This is a genomic window from Micrococcus sp. TA1 (assembly GCF_014199555.1).
GTDB lineage: Bacteria > Actinomycetota > Actinomycetes > Actinomycetales > Micrococcaceae > Citricoccus.
This window is the reverse complement of the sequence record NZ_JACHNW010000001.1, coordinates 2112003-2127562: the sequence shown is the minus strand read 5'-3', so window position 1 is coordinate 2127562 and position 15560 is coordinate 2112003. Positions and strand designations below refer to the sequence as shown.

17 protein-coding genes are annotated in these 15560 nt (G+C 70.1%); 7 read left to right on the top strand and 10 right to left on the bottom strand.

The features are described 5' to 3' along the window. Nucleotides 1-7: 7 nt before the first annotated feature. Entirely contained in the window at nucleotides 8-409 is a 402-nt protein-coding gene (locus tag GGQ69_RS09235) for a hypothetical protein (RefSeq protein ID WP_183527417.1), read from the top strand. Between the two features lie 52 nt (nucleotides 410-461). Here GGQ69_RS09235 and GGQ69_RS09230 read toward each other — a convergent pair whose 3' ends face one another. From GGQ69_RS09230 to thpR, 3 genes are all read right to left on the bottom strand, one after another. Next, entirely contained in the window at nucleotides 462-1226 is a 765-nt protein-coding gene (locus GGQ69_RS09230; protein ID WP_183527415.1) for an IclR family transcriptional regulator, read from the bottom strand. Between the two features lie 146 nt (nucleotides 1227-1372). Beyond that, a complete protein-coding gene (locus tag GGQ69_RS09225) occupies nucleotides 1373-2068 on the bottom strand; it encodes a superoxide dismutase family protein (protein ID WP_183527413.1) in 696 nt (231 codons plus the stop codon). 99 nt (nucleotides 2069-2167) lie between these two features. Then, on the bottom strand, nucleotides 2168-2719 hold the full coding sequence (thpR, locus tag GGQ69_RS09220; protein WP_183527411.1) for an RNA 2',3'-cyclic phosphodiesterase: 552 nt from the start codon (nucleotides 2717-2719) through the stop codon (nucleotides 2168-2170). Between the two features lie 426 nt (nucleotides 2720-3145). Here thpR and GGQ69_RS09215 point away from each other — a divergent pair, with 426 nt between their 5' ends. Continuing rightward, nucleotides 3146-3934 (top strand): hypothetical protein, encoded by a 789-nt coding sequence (locus GGQ69_RS09215; protein WP_183527409.1) that lies wholly within the window; start codon nucleotides 3146-3148, stop codon nucleotides 3932-3934. A gap of 154 nt (nucleotides 3935-4088) precedes the next feature. Here the strand turns inward: GGQ69_RS09215 and GGQ69_RS09210 are convergent, their stop codons facing one another. Continuing rightward, nucleotides 4089-5366 (bottom strand): helix-turn-helix domain-containing protein, encoded by a 1278-nt coding sequence (locus GGQ69_RS09210; protein ID WP_183527407.1) that lies wholly within the window; start codon nucleotides 5364-5366, stop codon nucleotides 4089-4091. A 59-nt stretch (nucleotides 5367-5425) separates the two neighbouring features. On the opposite strand from GGQ69_RS09210, the gene GGQ69_RS09205 reads away from it, so the two are divergent. The 3 genes from GGQ69_RS09205 to GGQ69_RS09195 all read left to right on the top strand — a co-directional run bounded on the left by GGQ69_RS09205 (nucleotide 5426) and on the right by GGQ69_RS09195 (nucleotide 8605). Next, the gene (locus tag GGQ69_RS09205) at nucleotides 5426-6535 is read left to right on the top strand and encodes a ferredoxin reductase (protein ID WP_183527405.1); all 1110 of its coding nucleotides are present in this window, start codon (nucleotides 5426-5428) and stop codon (nucleotides 6533-6535) included. Between the two features lie 40 nt (nucleotides 6536-6575). Then, entirely contained in the window at nucleotides 6576-7874 is a 1299-nt protein-coding gene (locus GGQ69_RS09200) for an acyl-CoA desaturase (protein ID WP_183527403.1), read from the top strand. 176 nt (nucleotides 7875-8050) lie between these two features. After that, entirely contained in the window at nucleotides 8051-8605 is a 555-nt protein-coding gene (locus GGQ69_RS09195; protein WP_183527401.1) for a GNAT family N-acetyltransferase, read from the top strand. A gap of 16 nt (nucleotides 8606-8621) precedes the next feature. On the opposite strand, the gene GGQ69_RS09190 is transcribed toward GGQ69_RS09195, so the two are convergent. From GGQ69_RS09190 to GGQ69_RS09175, 4 genes are all read right to left on the bottom strand, one after another. Beyond that, nucleotides 8622-8918, bottom strand: coding sequence for a hypothetical protein (locus tag GGQ69_RS09190; RefSeq protein WP_183527399.1), 297 nt, complete (start codon nucleotides 8916-8918; stop codon nucleotides 8622-8624). A 266-nt stretch (nucleotides 8919-9184) separates the two neighbouring features. Further along, complete coding sequence (locus GGQ69_RS09185; protein WP_183527397.1) at nucleotides 9185-9811, bottom strand: signal peptidase I; 627 nt, start codon at nucleotides 9809-9811, stop codon at nucleotides 9185-9187. 1 nt (nucleotide 9812) lies between these two features. Further along, entirely contained in the window at nucleotides 9813-10385 is a 573-nt protein-coding gene (locus GGQ69_RS09180; RefSeq protein WP_183527395.1) for a SipW-dependent-type signal peptide-containing protein, read from the bottom strand. A gap of 196 nt (nucleotides 10386-10581) precedes the next feature. Beyond that, nucleotides 10582-11133, bottom strand: coding sequence for an alternate-type signal peptide domain-containing protein (locus tag GGQ69_RS09175; protein WP_183527393.1), 552 nt, complete (start codon nucleotides 11131-11133; stop codon nucleotides 10582-10584). 321 nt (nucleotides 11134-11454) lie between these two features. On the opposite strand from GGQ69_RS09175, the gene GGQ69_RS09170 reads away from it, so the two are divergent. Then, the gene (locus GGQ69_RS09170; RefSeq protein ID WP_183527391.1) at nucleotides 11455-11856 is read left to right on the top strand and encodes an Hpt domain-containing protein; all 402 of its coding nucleotides are present in this window, start codon (nucleotides 11455-11457) and stop codon (nucleotides 11854-11856) included. 107 nt (nucleotides 11857-11963) lie between these two features. Here the strand turns inward: GGQ69_RS09170 and GGQ69_RS09165 are convergent, their stop codons facing one another. Then, nucleotides 11964-12875 (bottom strand): response regulator transcription factor, encoded by a 912-nt coding sequence (locus tag GGQ69_RS09165; RefSeq protein WP_221243374.1) that lies wholly within the window; start codon nucleotides 12873-12875, stop codon nucleotides 11964-11966. 94 nt (nucleotides 12876-12969) lie between these two features. On the opposite strand from GGQ69_RS09165, the gene GGQ69_RS09160 reads away from it, so the two are divergent. Continuing rightward, on the top strand, nucleotides 12970-14820 hold the full coding sequence (locus tag GGQ69_RS09160; RefSeq protein ID WP_183527389.1) for a cell wall metabolism sensor histidine kinase WalK: 1851 nt from the start codon (nucleotides 12970-12972) through the stop codon (nucleotides 14818-14820). Nucleotides 14821-14915: 95 nt separating this feature from the next. On the opposite strand, the gene GGQ69_RS09155 is transcribed toward GGQ69_RS09160, so the two are convergent. Further along, nucleotides 14916-15551, bottom strand: a complete 636-nt coding sequence (locus GGQ69_RS09155; protein ID WP_183527386.1) for a hypothetical protein — start codon at nucleotides 15549-15551, stop codon at nucleotides 14916-14918. Nucleotides 15552-15560: the final 9 nt, after the last annotated feature.

Below are 15560 nucleotides of genomic sequence, written 5' to 3'. Positions count from 1 at the left end.
GAGATCCATGACCGAACAGATCCTGCACCTCGAATCGATCTGCGACCCGAAGGCCACGATCCGGCATCTCACCGACTATCTCGGCCATCTGCGCGCGCACGTAGAGCCTGCTGACGAGGACACGCTCCCCCTCGACCCCCTGGAAGATCCCCCGGACGAGGCCGTCACCGGGTCAGGATCCGGCCCGTTCGGTATCGGCGCATGGAGCGTACAGGCGTTCCTCAGGGCCCGCGACAACGGAACCCTGATCACGCTCCGCGCCCTCGGGGAGAAGACGCCCTCCCGGGCCCTGAGCCGACGACACCCCACCATGTCCCTGACCAGCAGCGTCAGGAAGATGGAACACCTCGCGCGCCTGCTGCGGGCCATGGACGCGGGCGCCAGAATGCAGAGGTCGCATCACGCCTGACGGTGGATGGCGTCTGGACGTGACCCTCGGAGCCCGGCCGGCCGGGCGCAGGTCACTGGGCAAGCTCAGCGTGCCGCTGCTCGAGGATCCGGGCGGCGGCACGCAGGGTCTCCACGTGGTGGGGCAGATCGGCGCGGGTGAAGCGGAGGCTGGGGGTCGCCGTCGTGAGCCCGGCCAGCGGCCGCCCCAGCTCATCCACGACCGCCACGCCGATCCCCACCACGCCCTGCTCCGTCTCCTCGATGTTGGTGGCGTAGCCGTCCTGGCGGATGCGGGTCATCCGGCGCTTGAGCGTGGCCCGGGACTGGATGGTGGCCGTGGGCCAGTCAGGCAGTCCCGCCCGGAACAGCTCATCCAGCTGCTGGTTGTTGAGCCGGGACAACAGGGCCTTGCCGCCGGCCGAGGTGAACGCGGGCAGGACGTCCCCGGTGCGGGAGGCGATGCGCAGGGAGTGCCCGGACTCGATCCCGTCCAGGAACAGGATGTTCCCGCCGCGCAGCACCATCACCTGGACGGTCTCCCCGGTCTCGGCGCGGGCGAGCTCGAGGGCCGGGCGGGCGGCGTCGCGCAGGGCGGCCAGTGCGGGGGAGGTGACCGGGGAGGTCCGGAACGCCGGACCGACGAGGTAGCGGCGCAGGTGGTCCTGGCGGGCGAAGTCCCGGTGGACCAGCGCCGTCAGCAGCCGGTGCGCGGTGGACGGGGCCACCCCCAGGTGTGCGGCGGCCTCCGCGACCGACACCGACCCCTGTTCGCGCAGCAGGGTCAGCAGCACGAGGGCGCGGTCCACCGACTCGATGGGGGAGGAACCGGACGCCATGGGTCCAGCGTAGGACCCCGGGGGAGCGGTCCAGGACGTTGGCGGAGCGACACCGGCCCCGCGCCGAGCGGTGGAGGGCCCGGCGCGGGAGCCGACGTCGGGTGCGGGCGCGGAGACCGGCGCGGGGGCCGGCGTCGGGACCTGCGTCAGCCCTGCGCGGCCTCGACGACCCCGCAGGCCAGCCGGTCCCCGGCGTCACCGGTCTTGGTGGTGTCCTCGTCCGGTCCCTCCGGGGCGTAGCGCTCGGGGATGTTGGCGTAGTTGTCCGGTGTGGAGTGGATCATCAGGGCCGAGCCGTCCTCGTCGTCGAGGTCCTCGGCCGTGAACCGGTCCGTGTGGAAGGTCAGGTGGCCGTCTCCGGACTCCTGCACCAGCAGGGTGGGCAGGTCCCCGGCGTGCTCCGGATGCTGGGTCTCCGTCCCGCCCAGGTGGCCCCCGGCGGAGAGGAACGCCCCGGTCTTGTCCGGGTTGTCCGGGGCGGCACTGTCCGGCTCGCACTGACCGATCGCGTGGACGTGGAGGCCGTAGAAACCCGGGTCCATCCCGGTGGCCTGCACGTGGAGCTCCATCGCCCCCTCGGCCTCGGTGAACTCCACGGTGCCGACGTCGCCACCCTCGGCATCCTTCAGGGCCGCCGTGAACGCCGGCGTCCCACCGGTGCCGGGGCTGGCGGTGTCCCCGCCGGCCATGGGGGACGAGGCGCTCTGGGCGACCTCGGGCGGGGCGGACGAGGCGTCGGCCTCACCGCCCTGGTCGGCGCAGGCCGACAGGGCGACCAGACCGGTCAGGCCCAGCAGGGCCGCCGCCGTCCGGGCGCGAGTGGTGTCTGATGCGTGACGCATGGTGTTTCCTCTCCTCGGACCGTTGCGGCCGACGGTCGGGACAGTGCCGGCCGCGTCACGGCATGGCTCCTCCAACGGTACCGACACGCTCGGGCGCGGTCAGGTGGCCAAAGGTGCCGTCATCACGGTGCGGTGCCGCGGGCGGTGGCCGTGGCCCTGCAGCACCGACTCCACCAGGTGCACCTCCTCCACCGTCCACAGCGGCGGCCGGAACGTCTCCAGCACCCGGATCCAGCGCGTGGCGTTCTCCGAGCGGGGCGGGCGGGCCACGGTCAGGTGCGGCGTGAACGCCTTCCCGTCCGGTGCGACGCCGGCCCGGTTCGCTGCGCTGCGCACGCGTCGGGAGAGCCGGGAGAGTTCCTCGGCCCCGTCCTCGACGCCGAGCCAGAGCACGGCCGGCCGGTCCGGGTGGGGGAACGCTCCGGCGCCGTGGATCCCGCACACGAACGAGAGCACGGGTGCGCAGGCCTCCGTGATGGACTCCTCCAGCGGCTCGGCGGCCCGGTCCGGCACGTCCGGCAGGAAGGCGAGGGTCACGTGGAGCTGCTCCGGGGCGCTCCACCGCATCCCGGGCCGCGACTGCAGGAACTCGGCGAACTCCTCGCGGATCTCCAGCGGCGGGTAGACCGCCACGAACATGCGCTGTCCCATGCAGGCCAGCGTAGGGGCTTCCTGGTCGCAGTGGTGTGGGAGATCGGCGGGCATCAGCTCAGTGGGATGACTTACGAGCACGCTCGACGGTGTTCTGTGCGGCGTGTTCCACCGTCCGGCGTGCTCGTAACCCCCACCCACGTGGGGCAGGGGGGGTGTGGCGGCCCGGGTGGCCGGAAGCTGTGGACAACTCCTGCAGGGGTGCGGGCAATCATCGACGCTGGGGTGATGGATCCGAGCAGTGAACGACGTGACCGGGATGCCGCCGTCCAGGCGACCTGCACCGGCGCGGCCAAAACCGTCTTCACGATCCAGGAGGCACGTGCGGCGGGGATGACAGACCATCAGCTCCGAGATCCCCGTCTGAAGTCACCCACACCCGGCATCCGGGTCTGGGACGGATCGGAACAGCCGTGGACCGAGTCCGTGCAGGCGATCTCCTCCTTGCCCGGTGCTCACTACCTGAGCCACACCACGGCCGCCCGGTTGTGGGGGATCTGGCTGCCACCGCACCTGGACCACGACTGGCCCGTGCACGTGACCGGCCGGAAGGGAACCGCAGGGGGCCGGCGTCGTCCGGGCGTGGCCGGCCACAAGGCCACTCTTCACCCGGACGACGTCACCGTGGCCGGTCCGTTCCGGCTGACGACGCCGGAGCGGACCTGGCTCGACCTCGCAACCCTGATCCGAGACCCGGACGAGTTGGTCGAGGCCGGTGATGCGCTCCTGCAACGTGCGGACGGGCCCTCCCGTCCTCCCGGCGTACTCGGCTCGAATCCGCTCTCGTCCTTTACCGCCCTCGACGCCGCCATGACCCGGCGGCGCAGGACCAAGGGCATCACCGCCGCCCGGGAGGCACGGGCGCTGCTGCGCGAGGGAGTCGACTCGCCGCTGGAGACGAAGACCAGGATGATCATCCTGGGCGCGGGCCTGCCGGAACCGGTGGTCAATGAGTGGGTGTGGCTCTCACCCACCCTGAGGCGCCGCCCGGACCTGCACTACGTCCAATGGAAGATCGCCATCCAGTACGACGGCGCAGGCCACGGCGGACGCGACCAGCTCAACAGCGACATCCACCGGGACGAGGACTTCACGGCCCACGAGTGGGAGGTCGTCCGCGCCGCCAGCGACATCTACACGCGGGCCGGCCAGCGCCTCTTCCTGGACCGTCTCCGCCGCGTCATCGCCTCACAGCGCACACGACTCGGCGTCTGAGGCACCTCGACAGCTGACACGTGTGGACTTCTGACTCGCGTGGGCAACTGATGGGCGTGGACTACGGATACCCCGAGTTACGATCACGCTGCACGGTGACTGCACCGGCGTGTCTCACCGTGCAGCGTGATCGTAACTCTGGGCGGCGCGGGGGTTACTGCCACCGGGTCCGCAGCACCATCTCCAGTTCGAAGCGCACCTCGGGATCGTCCAGCTGCTCCCCGAACAGCTCGCGCAGCCGGGCCAGCCGGTAGCCCACGGTCTGCGGGTGGATGCCCAGCTCCTCGGCCACGGGCACGCGCTGACCCCAGTGGACCAGCCAGGACAGCAGGGTCTGTTCCAACACGAGCCGCTTGGCCTCGGTCAGCTCGTCCAGCGGGGCCAGCCGCCGGGAGGCCAGCTCCGCCATCACCTCCGGCTCGGCGCCCAGGACCACCCGCCCCAGGTGGTCGGCGGCGAACACCGGGGCCCCGCCGTCGTCGGGCTCCTGGCCTGCCGCACGCTGGGCGGCGACCAGCCGGGCCACCCGGTGGGAGAGCGGGACCCGGTCCCACCGCGCCGGGGGCCCGATCACGGCCGAGGACCCCGCGAACACCTCCGCCACGCGGGAGCGCAGCCCGGCCACCTCGGGCGCCGCCACGACCGCGGTGGCCTCGGACTCCCGCTCGACCACCAGGCCCGCGGTGCCCAACCGCGTGCGCACGGTGGAGGCCAGCTCCAGCGGCATCACGACGACGGCGATCCGGTCCGGCAGCCGCCAGTCCGCCGCCGCGGCGAGCCGCCGCAGCTCGGCGGGCTGGGTGGTGCCGGCCAGCAGGGCCCCGACCAGGTCGGCACGGCGCAGCTCCAGGGCCCCCGCCCGGGAGGTCTGCTCGAAGGCGTAGGCCTGCACGCTCACCGCGGACAGTTCGTCGATGTACGCCAGGATCGACTCGCCCAGGTCCACCACCACGGACATCTCCATACCCTGTTCGGCGCAGGCCTCGGACAGCCCGCGGAACGTGATCCGGGCGCCCGTGCGGTAGGCGGCGAGCAGGGCGTCCATGCTCCGGCCCTGGCGGTACTCGCCCGCCCCGAGCGCCGCGACCAGTTCGCGGGAGTGCTCGTCCAGGGCGGGGGAGTCGGTCCCGGGCAGGGAGAGCAGCTGCTCCAGGGCGCCGTGCACCCCGAGGTAGAGCACCTCGTTGAACCGGTCGGTGCGGGTGATCGCATAGGCGGGGATCTGGTCCGGGACGACGTCGATGATCTGCTGGGTGACCCGATCGGCGGCGGGGGCAAGCCGGGCGCCCAGATCGGCCGGCAGGGACCGCCACGGCGGACTCAGCCGCTTCGTCCCGGGGGTGTGCTCGACGGCAGGCGCCGGGGGCCCACCGGCGAGCGGGTGCGAAGAGCGTTCGTCCGGCGCATCGTTGTTGTCCGGGGATAGTTTCACGGGACCAATCGTACCCACGTGGTGCAGAAAACTATCTCCGCGCTCTATAGGATGGAGCCATGGCCGGAAAGTCTCTGATCTCCCTACTCGCCTCGGCGATGACCACCCCGCGCTCGCCGCAGGACTTCCTCGCGCTGCTGGACCCCGTGCACTCCTCCCGGCAGCTGCGAGGCGTCGTCACCCGGGTGGACCGCTCCGTGCCCGGTTCGGCCACCATCTCCTTCCGTCCCGGTCCGGGCTGGAAGGCCCACCAGGCCGGACAGTGGGCGCGCATCGGCGTGGACGTCAACGGCGTGCGTCAGTGGCGGTCCTACTCCCTGTCCGCGGCGGCGGGCGCCGACCCCGAGATCACGGTGACGGACATCGGCAAGGTCTCCGGCACGCTCGTGCGCCATACCGAGCCCGGTGACGTGCTCTTCCTGGCCCGGCCCGAGGGCGACTTCACCCTCCCCGAACACCCCCGGCCGCTGCTGATGCTCACCGCCGGGTCCGGGCTGACCCCGGTGATGTCCATGATCCGTACCCTGGTGCCCCGCCGCCCGGACGCCGACGTGGTCCTCATCCACTCCGCCCGCACGCCCGACACGTCCCTGTTCCGCGAGGAGCTGGCCGAGCTGGCCGACCAGTTCCCCGGGCTGCGGGTCCACCACCACGCCACCGCGGACGAGGGGCGCCTGGACCTCAGCGGTCCCGACGCGCTGGACGAGCTGTGCCCGGACTGGCGCGAGCGGGCCGCCTACGCCTGCGGTCCCGGCGGATTCCTCGACGACGCCGAGGCCCTCTGGGCGGCCGAGTCCCGTGCCGCCGGGGCCGGTTCGGGTGCGGTGGGACTGGCCGGCGCGGGTGGTCCCGCGGCCGGCGAGCTGAAGATCGAACGGTTCCGTGCCGACCTCGTGGTCGGCGAGCCCGGCGCCGGCGGGCTGGTGGTCTTCGAGACCTCCGACGTCGAGGCCGACGCCGCCGGTGACGTGCCCCTGCTCGAGGTGGCCGAGGACGCCGGCATCCCCGCCCCGAGCGGTTGCCGCATGGGCATCTGCCACGCCTGCCTGGTGCCGTTGCGCTCCGGGCAGGTGACCGACCTGCGCACCGGCGAGGTCCACGGTGACCCCGGTGAACTCATCCAGACCTGCGTCAGCGCAGCGGCCGGACCCGTCAGTCTCGGCCTCTGACGCCCCCACAGTTTTCCTCTCCCGACCCCTTAGGAGAATCATGACCCTGATCTCAGACCGCAAGAACTCCACGTTGCTGACCTCCGGCAAGCGCCCCGGTGCCGTCGCCGGCCCGGACACCCACAGCTGGGCACCGGCCGACCCCACGGTCGACGAGACCGCCCGCACCGAGGGGACCGGCCGTCGTCGGGACCCGGAGGCAGGACGCACCACGGCCGCGACCGTGCGTCCCGGTTCCCTGGCCGCCGCCGGTGGCCCCATCGTGCGCCCGCCGGCCGCCGCGCACCTGACCGACGAGCAGGTGGCCGAGCTCGGCCGCGAGCTCGACGCCGTCCGGGACGGGGTCCTGGCCGAGCGCGGTGCCACCGACGCCGCCTACATCCGCCGCGTGATCCGGCTGCAGCGCGGCCTCGAGGTCGCCGGCCGCGCCTGCCTGCTCGGTGCCGGCAACAAGGTGTCCTGGGTGGCCGGCACCGCCATGCTCACGTTCGCCAAGATCATCGAGAACATGGAGATCGGGCACAACGTGCTCCACGGCCAGTGGGACTGGATGCGCGACCCGGACATCCACTCGACCACGTGGGAGTGGGACTTCGTCACCCCCTCCACGTCCTGGCAGAACACCCACAACGACATGCATCACCGCTGGACCAACGTGATCGGCAAGGACCGGGACGTCGGCTACGGCGTGCTGCGCATGGACGCCGATGAGACCTGGGAGCCCAAGCACATCCTCAACCCGGTCATCAACGCCGGGCTGGCCCCGATCTTCGAATGGGGCATCGCGTTCTACGACCTGGAGATCCACAAGGTCCAGTCGGGGGAGAAGTCCTACGCGGAACTGCGGCGGGACCTGAAGGTGGTCGGCCTCAAGGCGGCCCGGCAGTTCGCCAAGGACTACGCCGCCACCCCGATCGCCGCCCAGCTGGTGTCCGGCTCCGGGAAGCAGGCGCTGCTCGGCACCATCGTGGCCAACGGCCTGCGCAACATCTGGGCGCACTCCGTGATCTTCTGCGGGCACTTCCCCGAAGGCGCCGAGACCTTCACCGAGGAGATGGTGGAGGGGGAGACCCGCGGCGACTGGTACGTGCGCCAGATGATCGGCTCGTCCAACATCTCCGGCTCGAAGTTCATGCACTTCATGACCGGCAACCTCTCCCACCAGGTGGAGCACCACCTGTTCCCGGACCTGCCGTCCAACCGGTACGCCGAGGTGGCCGTCAAGGTCCGCGAGATCTGCGACCGCTACGGCCTGCCCTACAACACCGGGCCGCTGCACAAGCAGGTCGGCTCGGCCTGGGCCAAGGTGTTCCGGCTGGCGCTGCCGAACAAGAAGTAGTCGTTCGTCAGGACGGACGCCCTCGAGGCCCCGGGCCGGACGGCCGAAGTTATGACCGGTCGGGGTTACGTACCGATGGGCGGAGTTACGATCACGACGCACGGTGGTTTGTCCGGCGTGTCCCACCGTGGAGCGTGATCGTAACTCCCGGGAGGGCGGTTCGTAGAATGGCGCCCATGCTGACACCCCCCGACCCCGTCCTGCCCGCCGGCTACACGCTGCGCCCGATGGAGTGGTCGGACCTCCCGGTGGTGCACGCCCTGGAGACCCGGTTGTTCCCCGAGGACGCCTGGCCCCTGCACTTCTTCGAGGACGAGCTGAACGAGGCCCGTCCCCGGGAGGACGGCGGCACCCGCGACTACCGCGTGATCGAGGCCTCCTGTGAGGCGGCCGGTGCGGTGGACGCCGAGGGGAGCGCCGGCATCGTGGGGTACTGCGGACTGATGTGCGTCCCGCCGCTGGCCGATGTCCAGACCATCGCCGTGGTCCCCGAGGCCGAGGGACGCGGACTGGGCACGGCGATGCTGCAGTGGATGGTGGCCGAGGCCGCCCGGCGCGGGGCACGCGACGTGCTGCTGGAGGTACGGGCGGACAACCCGCGCGCGCAACAGCTCTACGTCCGTCACGGCTTCGAGCACATCCACACCCGGGCCGGGTACTACCCGGGTGGGTACGGACTGCCGCCGGTGGACGCACTGATCATGCGGCGGAGGCTGCTGCCGGAGGGCTGAGGGCCACGGCGTGGGTTCACCAGCACCGGGGCGTCAGGCCGATGGTCGCCGTGCCGTCACCGCCAGGGTGGAACGTCACGGTCCGCTCGATCACCTGGGACTGCCCCGTCGCCGTCACGGCAGACAGCCGGACGGGATAACAGCTATTGCCGTTGGGGACGGTGACGACGGCCTGGCGCTGGCCCGTCTGCACCGACACATTCGTGGACCCGAGAACCTCGACCACGTACTGCGTGACGGTCTGTCCGGCCGGCGCCGCCCACCGGAGGGTGACCGTGACGGGACTGCCCTTGCTGACCTGCACGACCTCCAACACCGGATCCGACGTCCACTGCCACGGCTGGTTGGTGGGGGCAGGGGTAGTGGGCGTGGGTGTTGGTGTTGGAGTCGGTGTGGGTGACGCAGGCGGCGTAGGTGTGGGTGTAGGCGTAGGTGTAGGGGACGCTCCCCACGTGCCGGTGGCAACCTGAACCGTGGCGTGAGTCTGCATCGACCACAGGGCGGAGGCACCCGAGACACCGAGGCCGCCCAGGAAGACCACCAGGAAGACGGCCAGGAACATGCGCCCCGGTGAGCGGGTCATCGGCCCTCCTCGGAACGCTGCACGACCGTGTCCGTCTGGTGGGTGGCCGCCTCGATGAGCTGCTGGTCGCGCTTTTCCCTGCGCTCGCGGACAGCGCCACGCACCATGCTGAGGGCACCCCACGCGATGAGGGCGACGGCCAGGATGGTGACGAGTGTGCTGCGGTTGGCATTGCCCAGGGCATTGGCCACGAAACCGACGTAGGGGACGGCGTAGAACAGCTTGCCGCGGACCTGGATCTCCCTGACGGGCTCGGGGTCGGCGACGTCATTGTTGTCGCCCTGGGTGATCAGAAGGCGCTCGCCGTCCTGACTGGCCGTGAACCCGGTGATGCGATGGGTGATGACCTCGGGGCGGCCGGACTCGATCTGGAAGGTGACGACGTCGCCGGCCCGTAACTGGTCGAAGTCGGTCGGCTTGACCACCAGGAACGTCCCCGGGGGGTACTTCGGGGCCATCGAGCTGGTGAGCACCGAGTAGGTCTGGGAACCCGTGACGAGGGGGACGGCAATCAGGAGGATCGCGGCCAGGGCGAAGAAGCACAGCGCGATGAAGGAGACGGTCTGCCCTATCCACTGGAACCAGGCCGGGGCGCTGCGCCGGGGTACACGCGAATCATTCATGTCAGACACCTGCAGGAAGCTGGGAGACGGATAGGTCTAGGACGGCGGTGACTGTCCTGCCACTGAGCGAAGGGGGCGCGTTCGGTTCGAGGGCGACCTGTACGCAGTACGAGGCGGACTGGTCCTTGGGGACCTGTACCGATTTGGCGGCGGTCGTGTAGGCACCGGACGGGACATCGGAGCACGTCCCGGAGGTTCGGGGAGCAGTGGTGAGGATGAGGTAAGGCTTCATGTCCGCCTCGGTCCCGCTCGCGGGAACTGGGGCACTTAGGCCGGCCCTGACGTTGAACGGGCCTGAGGCATTCGTCGCGTTGGTGACGGTCACGGCAGCGTAGACATTCTGGGTGGGGGAAAGCATGGTCGTTTGATCTTCCAACGCGAGGGAGACGTTCGACCCGTCGGCAGGGATGCTCTTCCCGTTGACCGTGATATCGAAGTTCGCCGCCTGGACCGTGCCCGGGTTCGACTGCATGGACGCATTCCACAGCGCCCAGGTCCCCCCGACACCCAACGAGCCCGCCACCACTGCGAGACCAATCACCGCTGCGGTGAGCAGCATGTTCTTGGTGCGCATGAGCATCTCTTTCGATGTCCGGTGCCAGTGGCGGCGGGCCTGCTGATAGTGACCACGTCAGGGGAGGACGCGATCGATTCCACCCCCACCCTAATGATGAGACGGTGCCACGGACGGCCGTGGACCAGCTGGGGGTGGAGGGAGCCCGGCGGGGGGGGGGGGGGGGATTCCGCCGGACTCCCAGTCTTGGGAAGGATCAGCCGAGGGCCGGGGGCTGCTGGGTCAGGACGTACTGAACGCCGCCGAAGTCATACTTCGCGTTGACGCTGTCGCGTCCGTCGGTCTCCTCCTTGAACGTGAAGGTCGTCTTCGCGGTGACGATGCCGCTGTCGGCCTCAGTCAACTTGTCCGCCTTCATGTCCTTGCCCTTCGCGTCGGTCACGGTGACCTGACTGACGACGATGTTCTTATCCAGGAAGGGGTTCTGTGCGTTGTTCTTGCCACCCGTTGCGGTGAGCATGGCGTCGAGGTGGTCGCCGTCCAAATCAATATCCAGCTGCTGGGTGAAGGTCAGGGTCTCGCCCGGCACCACGCGGTAGTCAGTGATTTCTCCGATAGCGGGAGCGCCAGCCACATTGGTAGTCCACTTCGCGGAACCTTCGACGGCTTCCAGGTTCAAGTCACCCGAAACAATCGTGCCCGCGTCGGTCTTCACGGAGTCATTCCACACGGCCAGCGTGCCGCCGCCGCCGAGCAGGAGGGCCACGCCCAGGCCGGTCACGATGGCGCCCTTGGTCATCTTCTTCATGTCAAACCCCTTAGTGGTATCGATCTTCGCCGGGGCTGGCGGGGATGCCAGCACCCAGCGTCGATGCTGAGACGGTTACGGAAGCTGGTGGCGCCTGGACGGGGGATGTCCCTGCTGCTATCGGCTTCCCGATGACACTTAGTTCACCCCGGTCTCCCAAAGCGAGGGACCGGGATTCGCACCGGATCCCCACAAGGTTTCCCAAGGATTCCCGGTCCTCGACTTGAGCCCTTCTTGAGCTTTGGCAACCTGCGCGCTTCTTGAGCCATTCTTTGGCGAATCCGGGGACACAACCACAGGTGCCGGGTGGATCATGAAGCCATGACCACTGCACCAGTTATCGACACTGATGCGTTGGGCCGGCTGGGAGAACAATTGGGCGATCCAGAAGTGCTGTGCGGATTCATCCGCCGGTACGAGAAGATGCTGGACCAACGCGTCGAACGACTTCACCATGCCCTGAACACCCAGGACCACGAGGACTGGATGGACGCCGTCCTGTCCCTCAAGACCTCGTCGGCCATGGCCGGTGCCGCCGCGCTGTCGCAACTGGCCGCCGAGCTCCAGGACCACCTGGCGAAGCGTCCGCCGGATCCCGTCCGCTGGCCGGTGACCGACTGTCTCGACTCCGTCATGGCGAAACTGCGCCACCTGGCCAAGGAGACCGCCCGTCAATTGCAGCTGTTCCTGGACCGGCTCTCCGGAGGTTCCCAGCCCGCATGAACTGACGGCCCCGCCGAACCCGGAACGCACGAGACCCCAACACGCCGATCAGGCGGTTGGGGTCTCGTCGTCGCCAGGGGTCGTCGGCTCGGGGTGCCGGAATCCGGCTAACCGGACGTCTCGGCCGCCCCGGCAGCGCGGTAGCCGATGCCGCGCACCGTCTCGATCCACCGCGGCCGCCGCGGGTCGTCGCCGAGCTTGCGGCGCATGTTCCCGACGTGCACCTCGACCGTCCGCTCGTCCGACTCGGACACGAACGTTCCGGCATCGGGCTCGTCGCCACGCAGGATGCGGGTGAGCTCGGCCTTGGACCGGACGACCCGGCCGCTGCGCAACAACGTCTCCAGCAGCACGAACTCGGTGGGCGTCAGCGTCACGTCCCGACCCTCGGCCTCCACGTGGTGCACGTGCGGATAGAGCACCAGACCGTCCAGGGCCAACCGGGCGTCGGCCGAGGACGCATCCGCTCGTCCTGTGGAGCCGGACGGCGTGGCAGCGGCGGATCCGTCGGCGCCCGACGTCGGGCCGGCGCCCTGTTCGGCTGCGTGCCCTGCAGCGTGACCGGGCGCGGGCGCGGGGGTCACCGTGGCCAGCGTCGGGCCCGGGGTCTCGGCAGCGGGCGCGGGGGCGGCGCGGGGGCGACGCAGCATCGCCTCCACGCGGGCGCGCAGCTCGCGGGGGCGGAAGGGCTTGGTGAGGTAGTCGTCGGCGCCGGCATCCAGGCCCATGAGGGTGTCGATCTCCTCGTTGCGGGCGGTCAGCATGACGACGTACGCGTCGGTGAAACGCCGCACCCGGCGGGTGACCTCGTAACCGTCGATGTCCGGCAGGCCGAGGTCCACGGTGACCAGGACAGGGTCATTCTCCCTGACGGCGTCCACGCCGTCGGTGCCGTTGGCCGCCGCGTGGACCTCGAAGCCGGACTGGCCCAGCAGGGCCACCATCAGCTCCCGGATGTCCTCGTCGTCCTCGACCACTACCGCTACACGCCGGTCGTCCACCGCATTACCCCTCGTCATCCGTTGTTCGTCCAACGCTATAGCAGACCGCGGACGGCATAGGGTGGACTCGCAACAGCATACGGCCGTATCAGCGCCAGAACGGAGATACGTCATGCCCACACGCCGGACGTCGGTGACATCGTCTGCGGGGGCCACCTCCGAGTCGGCCGCAGCGCCCATCCTGGAGACCCTCCCGGACGTGACCAACCGGATCACGGCACACGGGCCGGTCAGGGATGAGGCCTCGGACGCAGGCCGGTACTTCGCCCAGTTTCCCCTGCGCTGGCGCGTGGTCCTGTCCCAGCTGCCCCTGACCATCTCCGTGGCCATCGTGTTCGTGTTTGTCCTGGTGGTGCCCCAGCCGGCAGGCCACGGGCCGGGGACCATGCCGGCCGCGACTCCCGGGTTCTTCCTCGGGGTGACCGGGGTCATGGTGTTGACGCTCGCGGCGGTGGTCATCCCCTGGGACCGGTTGCCGTCCCTGACGTACTGGTCCATCCCGTTGCTGGACTTCATCCCGATCGCCCTGATCTGGGAGTCCGCCCGGTTCGCGCTGGACGGGATGACCATGCTCCCCGCGTTCCCCGTCTTCTGGCTGGCCTGGTCCGGCATCTACCCCTTCTGGGGCCTGTTGCTGGGGTTCATCGGCAGCGCCTCGGCGATCTGGTGGCCCTACCTGATCAACCTGGGCACCGTGGCCCGGGAAGACCTGTTCCGGCCGGCGCTCGTGCCGTTCTTCATGCTGTCCCTGGCGGTCGCCGCGAGCGTGCTGGCGCGCAGCATGGACCGGCAACGTGATGAGCTCAAGGACGTGCTGGCCACGACCCACCAGCAGAACCGCCGGCTGGAGGCCATCCTGGACACCACGGACGTGGGCATCGTGGTGACCGACCGGGAGGGCAACGGCCTGATCTGGAACGCGGCGCAACAGCGCCAGCACCTCATCGGCCAGCCGGAGGGACGGCACGACGCCACGGAGAGCGAGCTGCTGATCTTCGAACCGGACGGCGTCACCCCGGTCCCCGCGGAGGAACGCGCGCTGTACCGGGCCGTCCGCGGGGAGAGCTTCTCCGACCGGCTCTACGCGCTCGGGGTGGATGGCAGCCAGCAGTTCATGTCCGTCTCCGCCCAGGCCATGAGGGACGACGACGGTGAGTTCGACGGCACCGTGGTGGTCTTCCAGAACGTCACCGACCTGATCGACGCGATCCGGGCCCGGGAGAAGTTCGTGGCGGACGTCTCCCACGAGTTCCGCACCCCGCTGACCTCGATCATCGGGTACCTGGACCTGGCGATCGAGGACGAACAGGACGAGGTGGTCGCGCGCTACCTGCGGACCTGCCAGCGCAACTCGGAACGGCTGCTCGCCCTGGTCAACTCGCTGCTGGACTCGGCCTCCGGCAACGCCGTGGCGGCGCTGGAGCCCACGGACCTGGCCCGGCTCGTGCAGCACAGCGTGGAATCGGCGCAGGTGCGAGCGGACAACGAGGGGATCACCCTGGTCACGGACCTGCCGGAGGGACTGCCCGTGCAGGCGGACAAGATCAAGATGAGCCAGGTCGCGGACAACCTGATCTCCAACGCCGTCAAGTACACCGAGTCCGGCGGCACGGTCACCGTGACGGTCCGCCGATCGGGGGACTGCGCCGAGGTGGCGGTCGCGGACACTGGCATCGGGATCAGCCCCGAGGACCAGGAGGGGTTGTTCACCAACTTCTACCGCACCGAGCACGTCCGGCGGGCAGCCATTCCCGGGACCGGCCTGGGCCTGGCCATCACGCGGGCCTTCGTCCGCGCCCACGGGGGCGAGATCAGGGTGGTCTCCGAGCCCGGGGTCGGCTCGACCTTCACGGCGTCGATCCCGGTGGACGGTCCCTCGGCGCCGTCAGCGGAGGCGCCGGAAGCAGAGGAGTCAGCAGAGCCAGCGGAATCAGCGGAGTCGGCGGAGTTACGATCACGCTAGACGTCGATTCCACCGGCGTGTCCCGACGTGCAGCGTGATCGTAACTCTCGCCGGGTGGTCGGAGGTCGGAGGTCGGTGGCCGGGTGGCCGGTGGTTCAGGCGAGCAGGCGCCAGCTGCCCGGTTCCACGCGCGAGCCGGCACGCAGCCGGGCGGCACCGGACTCGTCCCAGGGCTCGGAGCGGGCGATGTGCTCGGCCCGCCCCGTCCAGGCGGTGCAGACCTGGGGGATGTACGCGTCCTCCTGGCCCATGAACAGCCGGCGGCGGAACATGGCCCACTCGATGGCCGGCACCGCCACGGAGTAGGCCCCGCCGACGTCGATGCCGTCCAGCTCGTGCAGGACCGCGTCCCGGCCGGACTGCGCGGCCAGCCAGACGCGCGTCGAGGCCGGAGACAGCGGCCGGGCCAGGGCGGCGAGCCCGACGTCGAGGCTCGGGTCCGCCTCGGAGGGCACCGGGAGCAGGTCGGTGGCATTGCGCCAGTCACCGAACGGGGAGCCGTCCGGGAGGACCACGGCACCCTCCTGGTCGCCGGTGTTGCGCCAGGGGTCCTCGGGGTCCAGGGTCTCGACCAGGTCCGTCAGCACGCCGGAGGCCCACAGGCGGAACCACTGCGGGTCGGTGGAGGAGATCCGCCGCAGTTCATCACTCGCCGATGCGCGGTACTCGTCGGGGACCAGCGGTTCACACCGGCTGATGGTCCACCTCGAGACAGCCTCTCTTATGGTCACGACAACGTC

What these genes read in the sequence shown, in the direction of transcription:
- GGQ69_RS09160 (WP_183527389.1), top strand. Translation starts at nt 12,970, where the DNA reads ATGCCCACACGCCGGACGTCGGTGACATCGTCTGCGGGGGCCACCTCC.
- GGQ69_RS09225 (WP_183527413.1), bottom strand. Translation starts at nt 2,068, where the DNA reads ATGCGTCACGCATCAGACACCACTCGCGCCCGGACGGCGGCGGCCCTG.
- GGQ69_RS09195 (WP_183527401.1), top strand. Translation starts at nt 8,051, where the DNA reads ATGCTGACACCCCCCGACCCCGTCCTGCCCGCCGGCTACACGCTGCGC.
- GGQ69_RS09185 (WP_183527397.1), bottom strand. Translation starts at nt 9,811, where the DNA reads ATGAATGATTCGCGTGTACCCCGGCGCAGCGCCCCGGCCTGGTTCCAG.
- GGQ69_RS09235 (WP_183527417.1), top strand. Translation starts at nt 8, where the DNA reads ATGACCGAACAGATCCTGCACCTCGAATCGATCTGCGACCCGAAGGCC.
- GGQ69_RS09165 (WP_221243374.1), bottom strand. Translation starts at nt 12,875, where the DNA reads ATGACGAGGGGTAATGCGGTGGACGACCGGCGTGTAGCGGTAGTGGTC.
- GGQ69_RS09205 (WP_183527405.1), top strand. Translation starts at nt 5,426, where the DNA reads ATGGCCGGAAAGTCTCTGATCTCCCTACTCGCCTCGGCGATGACCACC.
- thpR (WP_183527411.1), bottom strand. Translation starts at nt 2,719, where the DNA reads ATGGGACAGCGCATGTTCGTGGCGGTCTACCCGCCGCTGGAGATCCGC.
- GGQ69_RS09175 (WP_183527393.1), bottom strand. Translation starts at nt 11,133, where the DNA reads ATGAAGAAGATGACCAAGGGCGCCATCGTGACCGGCCTGGGCGTGGCC.
- GGQ69_RS09170 (WP_183527391.1), top strand. Translation starts at nt 11,455, where the DNA reads ATGACCACTGCACCAGTTATCGACACTGATGCGTTGGGCCGGCTGGGA.
- GGQ69_RS09180 (WP_183527395.1), bottom strand. Translation starts at nt 10,385, where the DNA reads ATGCGCACCAAGAACATGCTGCTCACCGCAGCGGTGATTGGTCTCGCA.
- GGQ69_RS09230 (WP_183527415.1), bottom strand. Translation starts at nt 1,226, where the DNA reads ATGGCGTCCGGTTCCTCCCCCATCGAGTCGGTGGACCGCGCCCTCGTG.
- GGQ69_RS09200 (WP_183527403.1), top strand. Translation starts at nt 6,576, where the DNA reads ATGACCCTGATCTCAGACCGCAAGAACTCCACGTTGCTGACCTCCGGC.